The sequence below is a fragment of the Stenotrophomonas nitritireducens genome (assembly GCF_001431425.1).
Lineage (GTDB): Bacteria > Pseudomonadota > Gammaproteobacteria > Xanthomonadales > Xanthomonadaceae > Stenotrophomonas > Stenotrophomonas nitritireducens.
Genome location: NZ_LDJG01000043.1, coordinates 1 through 15,984 on the forward strand (window position 1 = coordinate 1; position 15,984 = coordinate 15,984).

Annotated in this window: 12 protein-coding genes and 1 pseudogene; 6 read left to right on the forward strand and 7 right to left on the reverse strand. The window is 69.9% G+C overall.

Annotated features, from left to right (window positions below):
* Positions 1-57 precede the first annotated feature (57 nt).
* Both ABB22_RS17200 and ABB22_RS19075 read left to right on the forward strand, forming a co-directional pair.
* On the forward strand, positions 58-1,380 hold the full coding sequence (locus ABB22_RS17200) for a putative porin (RefSeq protein WP_082443501.1): 1,323 nt from the start codon (positions 58-60) through the stop codon (positions 1,378-1,380).
* A gap of 168 nt (positions 1,381-1,548) precedes the next feature.
* A pseudogene (locus ABB22_RS19075) lies at positions 1,549-2,088 on the forward strand (REP-associated tyrosine transposase).
* A gap of 25 nt (positions 2,089-2,113) precedes the next feature.
* On the opposite strand, the gene ABB22_RS17210 reads toward ABB22_RS19075, so the two are convergent.
* The 3 genes from ABB22_RS17210 to ABB22_RS17220 form a co-directional block, all read right to left on the reverse strand.
* Positions 2,114-4,033, reverse strand: coding sequence for a M61 family metallopeptidase (locus ABB22_RS17210; RefSeq protein WP_082443500.1), 1,920 nt, complete (start codon positions 4,031-4,033; stop codon positions 2,114-2,116).
* Between the two features lie 174 nt (positions 4,034-4,207).
* Positions 4,208-5,380, reverse strand: a complete 1,173-nt coding sequence (locus ABB22_RS17215) for an OmpA family protein (protein WP_055765673.1) — start codon at positions 5,378-5,380, stop codon at positions 4,208-4,210.
* Positions 5,381-5,447: 67 nt separating this feature from the next.
* Positions 5,448-6,353 carry a LysR family transcriptional regulator gene (locus tag ABB22_RS17220; RefSeq protein WP_055765670.1) on the reverse strand — a complete coding sequence of 302 codons (906 nt, stop codon included), beginning with the start codon at positions 6,351-6,353 and terminating at the stop codon, positions 5,448-5,450.
* A gap of 125 nt (positions 6,354-6,478) precedes the next feature.
* Here ABB22_RS17220 and ABB22_RS17225 point away from each other — a divergent pair, with 125 nt between their 5' ends.
* Positions 6,479-7,345, forward strand: a complete 867-nt coding sequence (locus tag ABB22_RS17225) for a pirin family protein (RefSeq protein ID WP_055765667.1) — start codon at positions 6,479-6,481, stop codon at positions 7,343-7,345.
* A gap of 539 nt (positions 7,346-7,884) precedes the next feature.
* Here ABB22_RS17225 and rlmF read toward each other — a convergent pair.
* Both rlmF and tmk read right to left on the reverse strand, forming a co-directional pair.
* Positions 7,885-8,982 carry a 23S rRNA (adenine(1618)-N(6))-methyltransferase RlmF gene (rlmF, locus tag ABB22_RS17230; RefSeq protein ID WP_333783569.1) on the reverse strand — a complete coding sequence of 366 codons (1,098 nt, stop codon included), beginning with the start codon at positions 8,980-8,982 and terminating at the stop codon, positions 7,885-7,887.
* Complete coding sequence (gene tmk / locus ABB22_RS17235) at positions 8,876-9,553, reverse strand: dTMP kinase (protein ID WP_082443499.1); 678 nt, start codon at positions 9,551-9,553, stop codon at positions 8,876-8,878. The genes rlmF and tmk overlap by 107 nt, the downstream gene beginning before the upstream one ends.
* A 139-nt stretch (positions 9,554-9,692) precedes the next feature.
* Between tmk and ABB22_RS17240 the strand changes: the two genes are divergently transcribed.
* On the forward strand, positions 9,693-10,145 hold the full coding sequence (locus tag ABB22_RS17240) for a nuclear transport factor 2 family protein (protein WP_055765661.1): 453 nt from the start codon (positions 9,693-9,695) through the stop codon (positions 10,143-10,145).
* A gap of 150 nt (positions 10,146-10,295) precedes the next feature.
* On the forward strand, positions 10,296-11,492 hold the full coding sequence (locus ABB22_RS17245; protein WP_055765658.1) for a DUF3667 domain-containing protein: 1,197 nt from the start codon (positions 10,296-10,298) through the stop codon (positions 11,490-11,492).
* Between the two features lie 15 nt (positions 11,493-11,507).
* On the opposite strand, the gene ABB22_RS17250 is transcribed toward ABB22_RS17245, so the two are convergent.
* Positions 11,508-12,533, reverse strand: coding sequence for an AI-2E family transporter (locus ABB22_RS17250; protein ID WP_268768267.1), 1,026 nt, complete (start codon positions 12,531-12,533; stop codon positions 11,508-11,510).
* Between the two features lie 123 nt (positions 12,534-12,656).
* Positions 12,657-13,112 (reverse strand): hypothetical protein, encoded by a 456-nt coding sequence (locus tag ABB22_RS17255; protein WP_055765654.1) that lies wholly within the window; start codon positions 13,110-13,112, stop codon positions 12,657-12,659.
* A gap of 289 nt (positions 13,113-13,401) precedes the next feature.
* On the opposite strand from ABB22_RS17255, the gene ABB22_RS17260 reads away from it, so the two are divergent.
* The gene (locus ABB22_RS17260) at positions 13,402-15,894 is read left to right on the forward strand and encodes a DEAD/DEAH box helicase (RefSeq protein ID WP_055765683.1); all 2,493 of its coding nucleotides are present in this window, start codon (positions 13,402-13,404) and stop codon (positions 15,892-15,894) included.
* Positions 15,895-15,984 lie beyond the last annotated feature (90 nt).

Genomic DNA, 15,984 nt, shown 5'->3' on the forward strand with positions numbered 1-15,984 from the left:
TCAACGTCATCGAATGCTGAGCGTTCCCCCGTCATCGACACCCGCGAAGGAAACCCCATGAATCCAACGACCCGGCCGGCACGCCCGGTGCGCTCCTTGCTCCTGCTGGCGCTGCTCGCCACCGGCATCGCCCCCGCCTACGCGCAACAGGACGGCGACCATGCCGCGCTGCTGGAACAGGTCGCGCAGCTGCGCGCGCAGCAGGCGCAGCTGGCGCGGATGCAGCAGGACAACGAGGCCGCGCTGCGCGCGCTGGAAGCCCGCCTCGGCGCACCCGTCGCACCCACCGGGACCACGCCGGCCGCCGTCGCCGCCCTCCCGCCGCCTGCAACGCAGGCCGCACCGGCTCCCGACGCCCCGTCGCGGCTGAAGGTCAGCGGCGACCTGCGTGTGCGCTCGCAGTTCGACAACGCCAACGGCAACGCGCGCGACCGCACCAGCGGCCAGGTGCGCGGCCGCCTGGCCGCCGCGTTCGCGGTGAACGACCGCATCAGCATCGGCGCGCGCCTGGTCACCGGCAATCCGGACGATCCGCGCAGCACCGACGTGCAGTTGTCCAACTGGGACGACGACCTGGAGGTGAGCCTGGACCAGGCATGGCTGAAGCTCACCTTCGGCGAACTCGACCTGCATGCCGGCAAGATCCCGCAGCCGTTCACCCGCACCGAACTGGTATGGGACGGCGACGTCAATCCGCAGGGCCTGTCGGCCAACTGGAAACACGCGCTGGACGGCGGCGGCGCGGTGCGCGCCAACGGCCTGTTCTTCGTCGTCGACGAGCAGGCCACCGGCGGCGACAGCACCATGGCCGGCGCGCAGCTGGGCTACGACAGCCCGGCGCTGGGCGACTGGCGCTTCGACGTCTCGGCCGCGCACTACCGCTACAGCATCGGCAGCACCGTCGGTGCCACCGCCACCGACTGGCGCAGCAACCTGCTGCGGCCCGACGGCAGCTATCTGTCCGGCTTCCACCTCAACGACGTCATCGTCGGCGCCAGCTGGTCCGGCTGGGGCGAGCGCTGGCCGCTGCGCATCGTCGGCGACTACGTGAAGAACAGTGCCGCGCGCACCGATGCCGACAGCGGCTACGGCCTGGACCTGCTGCTCGGCCGCGCGCAGCAGCCTGGCGACTGGCGCGTCAGCTACGGCCATGCGATGGCGGAAGTGGACGCGGTGTTGACCGCGTTCTCGCACGACAACATCAGCCTGGGCAGCAACTACCGCATGCATGCCTTCGGCGTGGACTACGTGCCGTGGCCGAAGACCACGCTCAGCGCGCTGTGGTACCGCTATCGGCCACTGTCGGGGCAGTACGCCGGCAGCGCCGATCCGGGCGATTGGCTCAACCGCTTCCGCGTGGCGCTGATGGTCGGCTTCTGACCCGGTCACCAGTCGACCGTAGGAGCGGCTTCAGCCGCGATGAGGCTTTACCGGGAAGGCCCCCTTCGCGGCTGAAGCCGCTCCTACGGAAAGCGCCGTGGGATTCCGAGGGGTGACTGCTGTTTTCCCCGACACAACGCGGCCGGTCACCGCGCGATGTTGCAGGACATGCCCACGTCACCCACGCCACCCGGTCACCATGCCTTGCGCAAGGGAAGGCACGGCCGGTCCGGTGGCCTGTATCTGCTGACCACCACCACTCACGAGCGGCGGCCCCTGTTCGCCCACTGGCTCTGCGCCCGTGTTGCCGCCGCTTCGCTGGCAAAACCGGAAAGCTGGCCCGGGGCGGCGCTGTTGTGCTGGGTTTTGATGCCCGACCACCGGCACGGCCTGGTCTGACTGCAGGACAACGGCAACCTCGGCGCTGCGATGCGCCACGCCAAAGGACACTCGGCGCGGGCGGTCAACCTCGCCCTGGAACGCAGCGGACCGGTGTGGTCGCGTGCATTCCACGACCATGCCTTGCGTGCGGACGAGGATGTCCTGCGTTGCGCACGCTATGTGATCGCCAATCCCCTGCGTGCTGGGCTGGTAGAACGCATTGGCGACTACCCCTATTGGGATGCGGCATGGCTCGAGCACGCCGCAATCCTGCAGGAGCGGCTTCAGCCGCGATGGGGCTTTGCCGGTAGAGCCCTTCGCGGCTGAAGCCGCTCCTACGGGTAATGCGGGGTTACCTGCGGGCGCTGAGGATCGGCGTCAGGTAGTCGGTCGTGCCCTCGATGCGCTGCAGCGACGGGTAGCGCAGGCCGCCGTGGTAGTCGATGCTCAGGGTGCGGTACACGTCCATGTCCTTGACCAGCAGGCGGATCGGCTGCCTGCCGTCCTTGGCCGCGCGCACCGCTTCCTCCAGTTCGTCGGCGCTGTACTGCAGGTCGTTGACCGCCAGTACCTGCATGCCGCTGCCGAAGCCGGCGTTGAAGGCGGGGCCGTCCCAGCGCACTTCGCCGATGCGGCCGCCGCTGTCCAGCGACATGCCCAGCGAGTAGATGAAGCTGGCTCCGCGGCCCTTCATCATCGACTTGTAATAGGCGCTGGGCTTTTCGCTGTAGACCAGCTTCCAGCCGGACGCCTCGATGCCGCCGGTGAGGCTGGCGCGGTGCTCGACGCGGTCGCGCAGGAACTGCGTCCAGTCGCCGGTGGGCTGCACCTGTTCCAGGGTCGCGGCGACGTCTTCGAAGGTATAGGTGTCCGGACGTTCCCACTGGCCGTCGTTGACGCCGAAGAAGGCTTTGGCGAAGTCGTCCAGGCTGCGCTTGCCCTTGCTCAGGCTGCGGATGCGCACGTCCGCTTCCAGCCACAGCATCTGCCCGCCCTGGTAGTAGTCCTCGCTCATCTGGTAGCCGCGGTAGGGCTTGGGCTTGCGCCGCGCGATCACCGGGTCGTTGGTGGTGTCGCCCAGCGAGCGCCACGCCAGGCCGGGGCGGTTGTCGGCGTAGGTGGCCGCGACCTGCGCCAGCGCATCGCGCGAGGCGTCCATCGGGCGGATGCCGGAACGCGCGGTCAGCACGTTGCCCCAGTACTGGGTCTGGCCCTCGTACACCCACAGCAGGCTGCCCTGCATCGGCACGTTGTAGTGCAGCGTGGCCAGGTCGGCCGGGCGCCGGTACTTGCCGTCCCAGGAATGGGTGTACTCGTGGCCGAGCAGGTCGCTGCTGCCGACCTTCGCATCCCAGCCGCTGAAGTAGTCGCGGTCCTCGCTGTTCTCGCTGGAGCGCTGGTGCTCCAGGCCGATGCCGCCGAGCTGGCTGGTCACCGCGAACAGGAAGTCGTAGTGGTTGTAGTGCTCGGCGCCGTACAGCCTGCGCGCCTGCGTCACCAGCGCGCGGTGCTGTTCGATGTGCTCGGGCTTGGCCTCCAAGTCCTTGGCGCGGTCGGCGAACACGTTCAGGCGCACCGGGCGGGTGCCGGCCGGGGCCAGGTCGAAGGTCTTGTGGTAGCGGCCGGCGAACACCGGCGAGTCCACCAGGATTTCCAGGTTGGTCGGCGCGTAGTGCACGGTATCGCCGTCGCGGCGCTCCACGTCCAGCGCGCTGGCCGCTTCCCAGCCCTGCGGGTAGCGGGCGCTGGCGCGGTAGGTGATGGCGTGCGCGGCGTGGCCGGCCGGGTACAGCACCATCGCGATCCACTGCAGGTTGAGCATGTTCGGGGTCATCACCGTGCGTCCCTGCGCCGCGTCGGTGGGGCTGAGGAACTGGTAGTCCATGCGCAGCTCGCTCACGCCGGCCGGCACCTGCACGTTGAAGGTGAAGACATCGAGCGGGTCGCGCGTCCATTCCAGGCGCTGGCCGTTGCCGGTCACGACCAGCCCGGCCAGCTTCTCGATCGCGCCGCTGGCGGCATGGTTGCCGGGCAGCCATGCCGGGTAGTGGAAGCGCTGCAGGCCGGGCTGCACCGGCACCGTCTGGCGGATTTTGAACACCCGCTGGCCCAGGTCGGTGGCATCCACGTCCAAGGTGATCGTGCCCGGGTAGGCCGCTTCGCTGATGGCGACGCCGCGTGCGTCGGTATTCGGCACGTCGGGGGCGGCATGCGCCAGGCCCATGGCGGCCATCAGCGCCAGTCCCAGCATGGCGGGGCGGATTGCGTGCATCGGCGGATCTCTCGTCGGTTCGGATCCGTCGATGATCGCCGGATCCGGCCGACGCCGCACGGGTCGTTCGGCATGTGTCCGGAACGACGCAACCGGGCCCCGAGCCGGATTTACCCCCTCATCCGGCACGCGTCGTGCGGACAGGGGAAAACCGGCTCCGGCCCCGTTCTAGGCTCAGGTCCGCACGAAGATCTCCACGCGCCGGTTGAGCTGGCGGCCGCCGGGGTTGTCCCTGCCATCCACCGTGTTGGGCGCCACCGGCTGCGACTCGCCATAGCCGCGGGCGCTGGCGTCCTGCGCCACGCCGCGCTGGCGCAATGCCGCCACCACCGCCAGTGCACGGCGTTCGGACAGGTCCTGGTTGTAGTCATCGCTGCCCTTGGCGTCGGTATGGCCGCGGATTTCCATCGCGCTGCCCGGCACCTTTCCCAGCGCGGTGGCCAGCACGTCCAGCACCTTGCCCGCGTCGGCCCGCACCTGCGCCTTGTCGAAATCAAACAGCACCTTGTCGCTGAGGGTGACGACGAAGCCGCATGGCGCGCCGGAGGGCCTGAATTTGTCCAGCGGCGGGAAGCGCCCGGCCGGCGGCAGCGGCGGCAGCGGCGCCATGCGCACCTCGCGCGCGACCGCGCCCACGGTGCCGGTGCCGTCGCCGCGGTTCTCGGCGATGCCTTCGGGCCCGCCGATCCAGCGCCCCGAACCATCGGCGCGCACCTCGATGCTGCCTTCCTCGCCGACCCACCGGCCCGAGCCGTCGCCGTGGTTCTCGATGCTGCCGAAGTCGCCCACCCAGCTGCCACCGCCCTTGCCGTCCAGCGCGATATGGCCGAACTCGCCGACATAGGTGCCCGAGCCATCGGCCTTCACCTCGAAGGTGCCGGCGCCGTTGACGATGCGGCCGCTGCCGTCGGGGTTGACCTGCACCACGTCCTCATCGGTCACCGCCAGGCCGCTGCCGTCGCTGGCGACCTCGAACACGCCTTCCTTGCCGATGCGCCGCAGGTTGCCGGCGGCATCGACATTGGTGAAGCCGCTCTCGTTGACCAGGCCGCCATCGGTGGCGCAGTTGGCCGGGCGCACGCTGATGCCGGCCACCGGGTCGATCAGCGCCTGCATCGAGGCTTCCAGCTGCTTCTGCGCCGGGCCGCTGCCGACGAGGCTGGGCACCATGATCGGCGGGATCGCCGGGAACTCGAAGCCGCCATCGGCCAAGGACGCTTCATCCGGTTTCGTCACCCCCGCCGCCGACGCGACCGCTTCCTGTTGCGTGGATGCCGGTGGCGATGGCGGGCTGCATGCCGACGCCAGCAGGGCCAGGCAGGCCAGCGACAGGTTCTTCAGGCGCATGCGGCAACTCCTCGGGATCTCGCCATACTTTCGGCGAAAACACATTCAAGTCCCGTGACTGGCGGCCTCAGGCTTCGTCCAGCGCGGCGAAGCTCCCGGCCAGGTGATCGAGGAACAGGCGCACCGAGGGCAGCAGGCCGCGCCGCGACGGGAATACCGCGTGCACGATCTCCTTCGGCGGCGCCCAGTCCGGCGCCACCCGCAGCAGGCGTCCGTCCTGCAGCGCGTCGCGCACCACCATCGCCGGCAGCTGCGCCACGCCCACGCCGGCCAGCGCGGCCTCGCGCAGCGCCGCCATGCCGCGGGTGACCAGCCGCGGCGCATGCGGCACATCGGCCACCGCACCATCCGGCCCCAGCAGATGCCAGGCGTGCTCGCCCTGCGGCACGCCCAGCGCCACGCTCGGCAGCAACGGCAGGTCGGCCGGGCCATGCACCGGGCCATGGCGCTCCAGCAGCGCCGGCGCCGCCACCAGGCACTGCGTGCGCTCGGCCAGCACCTTCAGCACCAGGTCGCTGTCTTCCAGCGGCGGCGGCCGCACCCGGATGGCCAGGTCGAAGCCTTCGGCGATCACGTCCACGCGCCGGTCGGTGGCCTCCAGGTGCACCTGCACGTCCGGGCATCCGGCCATGAAGCCGGCCACCATCGCCGCGACGCGGAACTCCAGCAGCATCGTCGGGCAACTCAGGCGCACGATGCCGCGCGGCGAGGAACGGGTCATCTCGATGGATTCGGCGGCCGCCTCGGCCTCGACCAGCATCGCCCGGCAATGCGCGTAGAACGTCTGCCCGACCTCGGTCACCGAGAAGCGCCGGGTCGAACGCTGGATCAGCCGCACCCCCAGCCGTTCCTCCAGCAGCGCGATGCGCCGGCTCAGCTTGGACTTGGGCTCGCCCAGCGCGCGTCCGGCCGGGGCGAAGCCGCCGTGCTCGACCACCTTGGCGAAGTAGTAGAGGTCGTTCAGGTCCTGCATCGCAGGCATCCATCGTTCACCAGATGGGACTATGAGACCACTTTTCGCCGGCTACCGGGTGCAGCGTTCCACGCCTATCGTTTGCCCATCGCCGGCGCACCCCGCGCCGCCCAAGGAGCAGACACATGAAGAAGATCAGCGGCCTCTACAGCGCCCCTCGCCCGCACTGGGTCGGCGACGGCTTCCCGGTCCGTTCGTTGTTCTCCTACAACACCCACGGCCGCCAGCTCAGCCCGTTCCTGCTGCTGGACCATGCCGGCCCGGCCGAGTTCGCGCCGGCATCGACCCCGCGCGGCGTGGGCCAGCACCCGCACCGTGGCTTCGAGACGGTCACCATCGTCTACGACGGCGAAGTCGCGCACCGCGATTCCACCGGCGCCGGCGGCGAGATCGGCCCGGGCGACGTGCAGTGGATGACCGCCGCCTCCGGCATCCTGCACGAGGAGTTCCACTCCGAAGCCTTCACCCGCCGCGGCGGCCGCCTGGAAATGGTGCAGCTGTGGGTCAACCTGCCGGCCAGCGACAAGATGGCCGCGCCGGGCTACCAGAACATCACCAATGCCGACATCCCGGTGGTGCCGCTGGCCGGCGAAGCCGGCACGGTGCGCGTGATTGCAGGCGAATTCGGCGGCCAGCGCGGCCCGGCCCGCACCCACACGCCGATGGACGTGTGGGACCTGCGCCTGACCCGCGACCGCCATGCCACGCTGGATTTCGCCGAAGGCCACACCGTGGCGATGGTGGTGCTGCGCGGCACCGTGCTGTTCAACGGCAGCCAGGTCGCGCGCGAAGGCCAGATGGTGCTGTTCGACCGCAGCGCCGGCCAGGTCGAGCTGGAAGCCAATGCCGACGCCACCGTGCTGGTGCTGGCCGGCGAACCCATCGACGAGCCCATCGCCGGCTACGGCCCGTTCGTGATGAACACCCAGGAAGAACTGGCCCAGGCGATGGACGACTTCCGCAGCGGCCGCTTCGGCAGGATCGCCGCCTGACTGCCACCGCCTCACCGTCGGGTGCGGCGGCTCCTGCACGGCCGAAGGCGCAGGCAGCGGCACGCATCGACGAGCCGCTGGCCCCCCCGGCGCGGCTGACCTGATCGACGGCAGGACGCACGCGATCCGCGCTTCAAGGCGCATCGCCCTTCGCGCGGAAGCCCGCGCCGTTGCGGGCCGCTGCCCGCCCGCAGCGGATCGGCGGGCATGCCCTCCAGCCCTTGGTCGAACCGATGCTTCCAACCGGTGCAATCGCGGCGCCGAAGGGCGCTGTGGCGGCTTGCGGGCGATGAGCCCCGGCCTGGCGCCGATAGCCATTCTGACCCTGCTGCCGAAGGGCGTGCGGCAGCTGGAAGCGAACCTCGACCGAAGCTACTGGTCCGCGCCCTCGGCCGATTCCATGCACCGCCCGGGCATCGACCTGCTGGCGTGGATGCGGGTACCCGGCGATACCGTGTCCGCGGTGGGCGCGCTGATGGCGGTCCGCCGTTCTGTCGCTGGAGGCACCGCCCTGGAAATGCGCTCCGGCCGCCCCCGGCTCATCCGTGCAGCCACGCCGCGCGCACGGCCGGCGCATGGAAGCTCCACGCCAGAAACCGACTCTGCTTGTTGCCCTGCGCCATCGGCACCTCGCGCACCTCGGCGACACCGGCCTTGGCCAGTTGCCGGTGGAGGTCGGCCAGATGCTCGCGTTTGGCGACCAGCGAACTGAACCACAGTACCTGCGCCTGCACGGCCACGCTCTCGCGGATCATGCGGCGCAGGAACGAAGCCTCGCCGCCGGTGCACCACAGTTCGTTGGCCTGCCCGCCGAAGTTCAACGGCGGCGGCTTGCCGCGCGCCGCGGCGGTGTCGGCGCCGAGGTTGCGCCGCTTGCGCTGGCTGCCCGCCGCGGCCTCCTTGGCCGAGGCATGGAACGGCGGGTTGCACAGGGTCAGGTGGAAGCGGTCCTGCGGCTGCACCAGCCCGGCGAACAGGCTGCCGCGCGCATGCTGCTGGCGCAGTTCGATCGCCTGTTGCAGGCCATTGGCGCGGACATTGGCGCCGGCACAATGCAGGGCAACCGGTTCGATATCGCTGCCGACGAAGCGCCAGCCGTACTCCGCATTCCCCAACAGCGGATAGATGCAGTTGGCGCCGACCCCGACATCCAGCGCGCGCACCTCCGGCCCGCGGGGAATCGCACCGTTGTCGTCCGCCGCCAGCAGGTCGGCCAGGCCATGCAGGTAGTCCGCGCGGCCCGGGACCGGCGGGCACAGGTAGCCGTCGGGGATATCCCAATGCGCGATGCCGTAGTCGCTGGCGAGCAGCGCGCGGTTGAGTTCGCGCACCGCAGCCGGATCGCTGAAATCGATGCTCTGCCCGCCGTCCGGAGTACGGCGCAGGTGTGCGCGCAACGCCGGGTTGGCCGCCACCAGGCGGGCCATGTCGTAACGGCCCTGATGGCGGTTGCGCGGATGCAGGCCCACGGCCGCCGGTGAGGGGCGCCGCTTTGCCGGGTGCGGAGGCGTCGGCATGGCCGGGCGGGAGTCAGCGGCTCGCGGCCGGCACCCCATCCTGCCCCTGGAAGCGCCGCAGCAGTCCATCCTTCCCGTCGGAGCGCAGGGCCAGCGCGGCGGCGATGGCCGCATGCGCATCGCGCTGTACGTCGGCCTCGTTGCGGCTGGCGTCGATCACCTGTTTGCCGGGGAAATCCAGCTGCTGGAAGATCGCCCGGCAGCGCTCCAGGTTCTGCGCCGTCTCGAAATGGTTGGGCACGTCGCCACGCGCGCGGATGCGCGCCAGCCCGGTGGCCGGCGGCAGGTCCAGCAGCAGCAGCAGGTGCGGGCGCGGGGCGAAATCGTTGAGCTGCAGCAGCTCGTCCACCGGCAGCCCGGCCGCGCCCTGGTAGGCCACCATCGACGGGAAATAGCGGTCCAGGATGACCACCGCGCCGCGCTCCAGCGCCGGCGCCACGAGTTCCTCGACATGCTGGCGGCGGTCGCGCAGCAGCAGGTCCACTTCTTCCTGCGGACTCAGCCGGCCGGTCGCCGCCGATGCACGCAACTGCGTGCCCCACGGTCCGTTGGTCGGCTCCTTGCTCAGCACCACCTCGGCGCCCGCCTGCTCCAGCGCAGCGGCCAGCGCCCGCGCCAGCGTGGACTTGCCGGCACCGTCGATGCCCTCGATGGCGATCAACAGGCCGCCGGGAATGTGCTCTTTCGTCATCGCGGTACTTTAGCCGAAGCGGTCCGGCGCACCCACCCTTTCCCGGGCCTGCGGCCCGTGCGGCCGGTGACTACCGGCCCATGGCCGCCGACGCGGCAGCTGGCACGCTGTCGGCATCCACGATCGGGAGCGCGCCACCATGCCGTCAGCTGCAATGCGGTTGTTCGTACTGGGAATGCTGTGGGCCGCCGGCAGCGCCTGCGCGGCGGCGCCGGACGCGGCCACGCTGCAGGCCATCGAAGCCACCGCCTACGACTATATGGACGGACAGCTGGAGGGCGACGTGGCGCGGGTGACGCGGGCGCTGCACCCGGACCTGGCCAAGCGCAACATCGTGGCCAACCCGAACGAGACCCTCGGGCTGGGGCGGATGAGCTCGGACGAACTGATCCGCTACACCCGCGAAGGCGCGCTGAAGACCCCGCGCGAACAGTGGCAGCGCACGGTGACGGTGCTGCAGGTGGACGAGGACATCGCCACGGTGCGGCTGGAAAGCCCGTGGTTCATCGATCACCTGCAGATGGGCCGCTTCGACGGGCGCTGGGTGATCGTCAACGCGCTCTGGCACCGGAAGCCGCGACCGCGCAGCTGAGCCGGTCCGCTCCGTCCAGCCCCCTCTCCCTTCCCCATCCCTACCAAGCGGGGCATCGTAGTTCGGCGCGCCACGCCTAAATCAGTGCTGAACAACATCAGCAAACACCGCTATCGTATGCGGCTTCCGTGAGCCGCCACCTTCAGCCACATGAGCCAGGCCGACGTTTCGCCCGTTACCGAGCAACAGGCTGCTGTTGATCAAGCCGCGCATGCGCACGGCGCCTGCGAGAACTGCAGTACCGCCCTGCATGGCCACTACTGCCATGCCTGCGGGCAGTCGGCGCACAACCCGCTCAAGCACGTGGGCCATGCGATCGAGGAAATATTCGAGTCGTTCTGGCACCTGGACGGGCGCATCTTCCGCACCCTGCGCGAGCTGCTGGTACCCGGCCGGGTGGCGGTCAACTTCCTCAAGGGCCACCGCGTGGGCTATGTGCAGCCGCTGCGGCTGTTCGTGATCCTCACCCTGTTCACCTTCTTCGTCGGCAAGCTGACCGTGCATGCCGATGACATGCGCATGAGCGGCGGCGACAACGCGCTGTTCGCCAGCGCCAGGACCGCGCAGGAAGTGGAGACGATGCGCGCCGCGCAGGTGGCCGAGATCGAAGCACAGCAAAGTGACTCGCCGACCGCCGCGGCGGCCTTCGCGATGGCGATGGCCGCAGTCAACACCGCCGCCGCGCAGCGCGCGGCCGAACTGGAGCAGCAGGCGCACAGCACCACCAGCGCCGCCATGAACCGCGCCGCGCAGGCGGCGGGCCGTGCCAGCGGGGAAGGGTATGGCACCTTCTTCGCCCACGACATCAACGGCAAACCCTGGGACCCGGACACCAACCCGGTGGTGTTCTCCAGCATGCCGCAGTTCTTCAACAACTGGCTCAACCGGCGCCTGGCCAACGGCCAGGCCAATGTCCAGCGCATGGGCCGCAAGACCGACCTGTACGTGCAGGCCATCCTCACCGCGCTGCCCGGTGCGCTGTTCTTCCTGATGCCGATCTTCGCGCTGGTGCTGCGAGTGGCCTACCTGGGCCGGGGCATCGGCTACCTGGAACACCTGGTGGTGGCGCTGTACAGCCATGCGTGGCTGATGCTGGTACTGCTGTCCACCTTCCTGACGATGGGCATCACCCATGCGGCGGGAAACCCGGTGGTCAATGCGCTGGGCAACCTCACGCTCGTGCTGCTGTGGGTGTCGGTGCCGGTGTATCTGCTGTGGATGCAGCAGCGCGTGTACGGCGGCCGCTGGTGGGCGACGCTGCCGCGCTACGTGTTCATCGGCAGCGTCTATTTCTGGCTGGTGCTGTTCGTGGTGATGTACGCGGTGCTGGCGGGCGTATCGTCCTGACCGCCGGGGGCACCCTCAGACCCAGCCCTGGTCCACCAGCTCGCGCTTGACGTAGGCGTAGAACACCGGCGCGGCGACCAGGCCGGACAGGCCGAAGGCCGCTTCCATCACCAGCATCGCCAGCAGCAGTTCCCAGGCATGGGCGCGGATCTCGCCGCCGACGATGCGCGCGTTGAGGAAGTACTCCAGCTTGTGGATCACCACCAGGAACAGCAGCGCGGCCACGGCAACGTAGAACGACACCGACAGCGCGACGATGGTGATCACGGTGTTGGAAATGACATTGCCCACCACCGGCAGCAGGCCGGCGATGAAGGTGATCAGCACCAGGGTCTTGGCCAGCGGCAGGTGCATGCCCAGCAGCGGCAGCACGCCAAGCAGGAAGATGGCGGTGAACAGGGTATTGAGCAGGGATATCTTGACCTGGGCGAACACCACCTGGCGGAACGCGGTGGCCAGGCGGCTGGTGCGGCCCACCAGCTCCCGCGCCAGCGGCCCCATCCGCGGCAGCGGCAGTTCGTCGTACAGCGCGATCATCGCGCCCAGCACCATGCCGATCAGCACGCGCACGCTGACCTGCACCGCCGAGGTGCCGGCGACGCCGAGCTGGCGGCGGTGTTCGGCAACCCATTCGTTCACCCCCGCGCGCAGCGCCTGCATGTCCTCGGGGATATAGGGCTGCAGCAGCGCCGGCACCTGGTGGCGGGAAGTGTTGAGGATCTCCATCAGCCGCCCCAGCAGCGCGTCCGGGCCGCCGGTCTCGTTGCGGAAGAAGGAGGCCACCGCGACGATCGCCAGGCTGAGCAGGCCGACCACCGCCACCGACAGCACCACCACCGCGATCGCCCGCGCGCGCCCAGGGGGCAGCCTGCCTTCGACGGTCGAGGCCAGCACGTGGCTGAGGTGGAACACCAGCAGGCCGGACAGCAGGGTCACCACCAGCCCCAGCTCCAGCACCACCCACATGCCCAGCAGCATCAGCAACCAGGCGGCGATGCGCGACGGCGGCGTCGCGGGTTTCAGGGGAAGAAGGTTGGTCACGGCGGCGGGTCCGTCGAAGATGCGCCATGGTAGGCGATCGCAGTGCGGCCGGACGTGCCGATCCGGGGCTTCCAGATGCGCGATGGCCCGGTGCGCAGTGCGGCCGTCGCTCCGGCCCCGCCTTCAGTTGCCGGGCGGCGCCGCGCAGTCCTCCTGCCGCGCGCAGAACCGCAGCGCGCGGCGCCGCTGTTCCTCGCTCAGCTCCGGCGGCGGGCGGGCGACGGCGGACTGGATCTGGTCGCGGCCGCCCGTCAGGTTGTGCAGCCCCTTGGCCGCGGCCATCAGCCCGTAGTTGATGCCCATCATCAGGTAACCGCCGCTCTGGCTGACCTGCTCGGGCGTGGGCGGTTCGCTCCACGAACGGCTGAAGCGGTTGGACTCGACCTTCACCGGATTGCGGAAGCGGTACAGGTCCAGCGGCTGGTCGTCCTCGGGCTTGAGCGCACGCACCTCCTCCAGGGTCCTCACCCCTTCGGCGGCTTGCGGCGTGGCGTCCGCGGCGGGCAAGGGATCCTCGACGGGCGGCGACGCCTGCTGCGCCTGCGTCGCGCCTGCCAGCAGAGCGCCAAGCATCGCCATCGACCGCCATCTGCCCACCTTCACCGTTGCCGCCTCCGTCACGCCCGTCGGGCCGGCAGTTTACGAACTGCCGGATTCGGATTTTGTTGGCGGGGAACGCCATGGCTTCGTGTCGCCATCCCGCGGCCTGCGCTGCGCGGGGCGCGGCAACATACGGGCACGTGGCGGCGCGCCGCCCAAGCCGGCGCCCAGAATGGCCGGGCGATGGCCTGCCCGCGGCCGGCACTGACGTCTCACGGGCTGAGACGGCTTTGTGCTTCCATGCCGTCCTTTGATCGGCAGTACCGGCATGGCGTTTTCCCTCGCTCCCCGCACCGAAGCCAGCGAACGGGCGCTGGCGACCACCGACGGCCTGCCCTCGCGCGACGGCGCGCTGCTCGGCCAGCGGCTGGCCCGGCGCTACGGCGACCGGGTGACCGGCAGCTTCACGATTCCCGGCCGCGAAGGCCGTTACGCGCCGATCCCCGACGACGTGCCCGACGCACTGAAGGCCGCGCTCAAGGCGCGCGGCATCGAGCAGCTGTACTCGCACCAGGCCGAAGCCTGGCACGCCAGCCAGCGCGGCGAGCATGTCGCCATCGTCACGCCCACCGCTTCGGGCAAGTCGCTGTGCTACACCCTGCCGGTGGTGAGCGCGGCGATGCGGGGCAACGCCAAGGCGCTGTACCTGTTCCCGACCAAGGCGCTGGCGCAGGACCAGGTGGCCGAGCTGCTGGAGCTCAACCGCGCCGGCGATCTCGGGGTCAAGGCGTTCACCTTCGACGGCGACACGCCCGGCGACGCGCGCCAGGCTATCCGCCTGCACGGCGACATCGTGGTCAGCAACCCGGACATGCTGCACCAGGCGATCCTGCCGCATCACACCAAGTGGGCGCAGTTCTTCGAGAACCTGCGCTACGTGGTGATCGACGAGATCCACACCTACCGCGGCGTGTTCGGCAGCCACGTCACCAACGTGATCCGCCGGCTCAAGCGCATCTGCGCGTTCTACGGCGTGCAACCGCAGTTCATCCTGTGCTCGGCCACCATCGGCAACCCGCACGCGCATGCCGAGGCGCTGGTGGAAGAACAGGTGCACGCGATCACCGAATCCGGCGCGCCCACCGGGCCCAGGCACGTGCTGCTGTGGAACCCGCCGGTCATCAATCCGGACCTTGGCCTGCGCGCCTCGGCGCGCTCGCAGGCCAACCGCATCGCCCGCATCGCGATCAAGAGCGGGCTGAAGACGCTGGTGTTCGCGCAGACACGGTTGATGGTGGAAGTGCTGACCAAGTACCTGAAGGACATCTTCGACAACGACCCGCGCAAGCCGGCGCGCATCCGCGCCTACCGCGGCGGCTACCTGCCCACCGAGCGCCGCGAAGTGGAACGCGCGATGCGCGCCGGCGACATCGACGGCATCGTCAGCACCTCGGCGCTGGAGCTGGGCGTGGACATCGGCGCGCTCGACGTGGTGGTGCTCAACGGCTATCCCGGCAGCGTGGCGGCGACGTGGCAGCGCTTCGGCCGCGCCGGCCGCCGCCAGCAGGCCGCGCTGGGCGTGATGGTGGCCAGCAGCCAGCCGCTGGACCAGTACGTGGTGCGGCACCCGGACTTCTTCGCCAACGCCACGCCCGAGCACGCGCGCACCGCGCCGGACCAGCCGCTGATCCTGTTCGACCACATCCGCTGCGCGGCCTTCGAGCTGCCGTTCATGAGCGGCGAGCCGTTCGGCCCGATCGACCCGCTGGTGTTCCTGCAGGCGCTGGCCGAAACCGAAGTCGTGCACCAGGAAGGCGATCGCTGGGAGTGGATCGCCGACAGCTACCCGGCCAACACGGTAAGCCTGCGCGCGGTGGCCGACGGTAACTTTGTGGTGGTGGACCGCAGCGACGGCAGGCAGCAGATCATCGCCGAGGTGGACTATTCCGCCGCTGCGCTGACGCTGTACGAAGGCGCGATCCACATGGTGCAGAGCACGCCCTACCAGGTGGAGCGGCTGGACTGGGATGGCCGCAAGGCCTATGTCACCCGCACGCACGTGGACTACTACACCGACAGCATCGACTTCACCAAACTCAAGGTGCTGGACCGCTTCGACGGCAACGGCGCCGGGCGTGGCGATTCGCACCACGGGGAAGTACACGTGGTGCGGCGCGTAGCCGGCTACAAGAAGATCCGTTACTACACGCACGAGAACATCGGCTACGGCCCGGTCAACCTGCCCGACCAGGAACTGCACACCACCGCGGTGTGGTGGCAGCTGCCGCAGGCCACGCTGCTGCGCAGCTTCGCGCAGAAACAGGACGCGCTGGATGGCTTCCTCGGCGCGGCGTACGCGCTGCACATCGTCGCCACCGTGGCGGTGATGGCCGATGCGCGCGACCTGCAGAAGGCGGTGGGCAACGGCGACGGCGCCTGGTTCGCGGTGGCCGACCAGGCCGGCCGCGGCCAGCTGCGCGGCAACGAGGGCGGCGAGAACGCGCTGGAGCTGATGCAGAGCTTCGTGCCGACCGTATACCTGTACGACAACTTCCCCGGCGGCGTGGGCCTGAGCGAGCCGCTGTGGCTGCGCCAGGGCGAGCTGGTGCAGCGCGCGCTGGAACTGGTGGAGCGCTGCGACTGCAGCGCCGGCTGCCCGGCCTGTGTCGGCCCGGTGCTGGCCGCGCAGGAGGAAGGCCAGGGCGAGACGCCGCGTTCGCTGGCCTTGAAGGTGTTGTCGCTGCTGTCCGACGCGCGTTGCGACCAGGTGCAGGCGGTCATGGCCGACGAAGCGGACGAGGCCCTCGACCTGCTGCCATGAGCATCAGCCTGGACAAGCTGAAGGCGCTGCGGAAGCAGGCCGGGCATGCCGATGCCGCAACCGCCGTCGTGGGAGCGGCTTCAGCCGCGA

Excerpts from the sequence above, each read along its gene's own strand:
- rlmF (WP_333783569.1), bottom strand. The coding sequence starts at position 8,982 with ATGCGCATGCGGCCATCGCCGCCGCGCTGGCCCTGCGCTCCGACGGGA.
- ABB22_RS17240 (WP_055765661.1), top strand. The coding sequence starts at position 9,693 with ATGCCGTCAGCTGCAATGCGGTTGTTCGTACTGGGAATGCTGTGGGCC.
- ABB22_RS17220 (WP_055765670.1), bottom strand. The coding sequence starts at position 6,353 with ATGCAGGACCTGAACGACCTCTACTACTTCGCCAAGGTGGTCGAGCAC.
- ABB22_RS17260 (WP_055765683.1), top strand. The coding sequence starts at position 13,402 with ATGGCGTTTTCCCTCGCTCCCCGCACCGAAGCCAGCGAACGGGCGCTG.
- ABB22_RS17200 (WP_082443501.1), top strand. The coding sequence starts at position 58 with ATGAATCCAACGACCCGGCCGGCACGCCCGGTGCGCTCCTTGCTCCTG.
- ABB22_RS17210 (WP_082443500.1), bottom strand. The coding sequence starts at position 4,033 with ATGCACGCAATCCGCCCCGCCATGCTGGGACTGGCGCTGATGGCCGCC.
- ABB22_RS17215 (WP_055765673.1), bottom strand. The coding sequence starts at position 5,380 with ATGCGCCTGAAGAACCTGTCGCTGGCCTGCCTGGCCCTGCTGGCGTCG.
- ABB22_RS17225 (WP_055765667.1), top strand. The coding sequence starts at position 6,479 with ATGAAGAAGATCAGCGGCCTCTACAGCGCCCCTCGCCCGCACTGGGTC.
- tmk (WP_082443499.1), bottom strand. The coding sequence starts at position 9,553 with ATGACGAAAGAGCACATTCCCGGCGGCCTGTTGATCGCCATCGAGGGC.
- ABB22_RS17255 (WP_055765654.1), bottom strand. The coding sequence starts at position 13,112 with ATGGCGATGCTTGGCGCTCTGCTGGCAGGCGCGACGCAGGCGCAGCAG.
- ABB22_RS17245 (WP_055765658.1), top strand. The coding sequence starts at position 10,296 with ATGAGCCAGGCCGACGTTTCGCCCGTTACCGAGCAACAGGCTGCTGTT.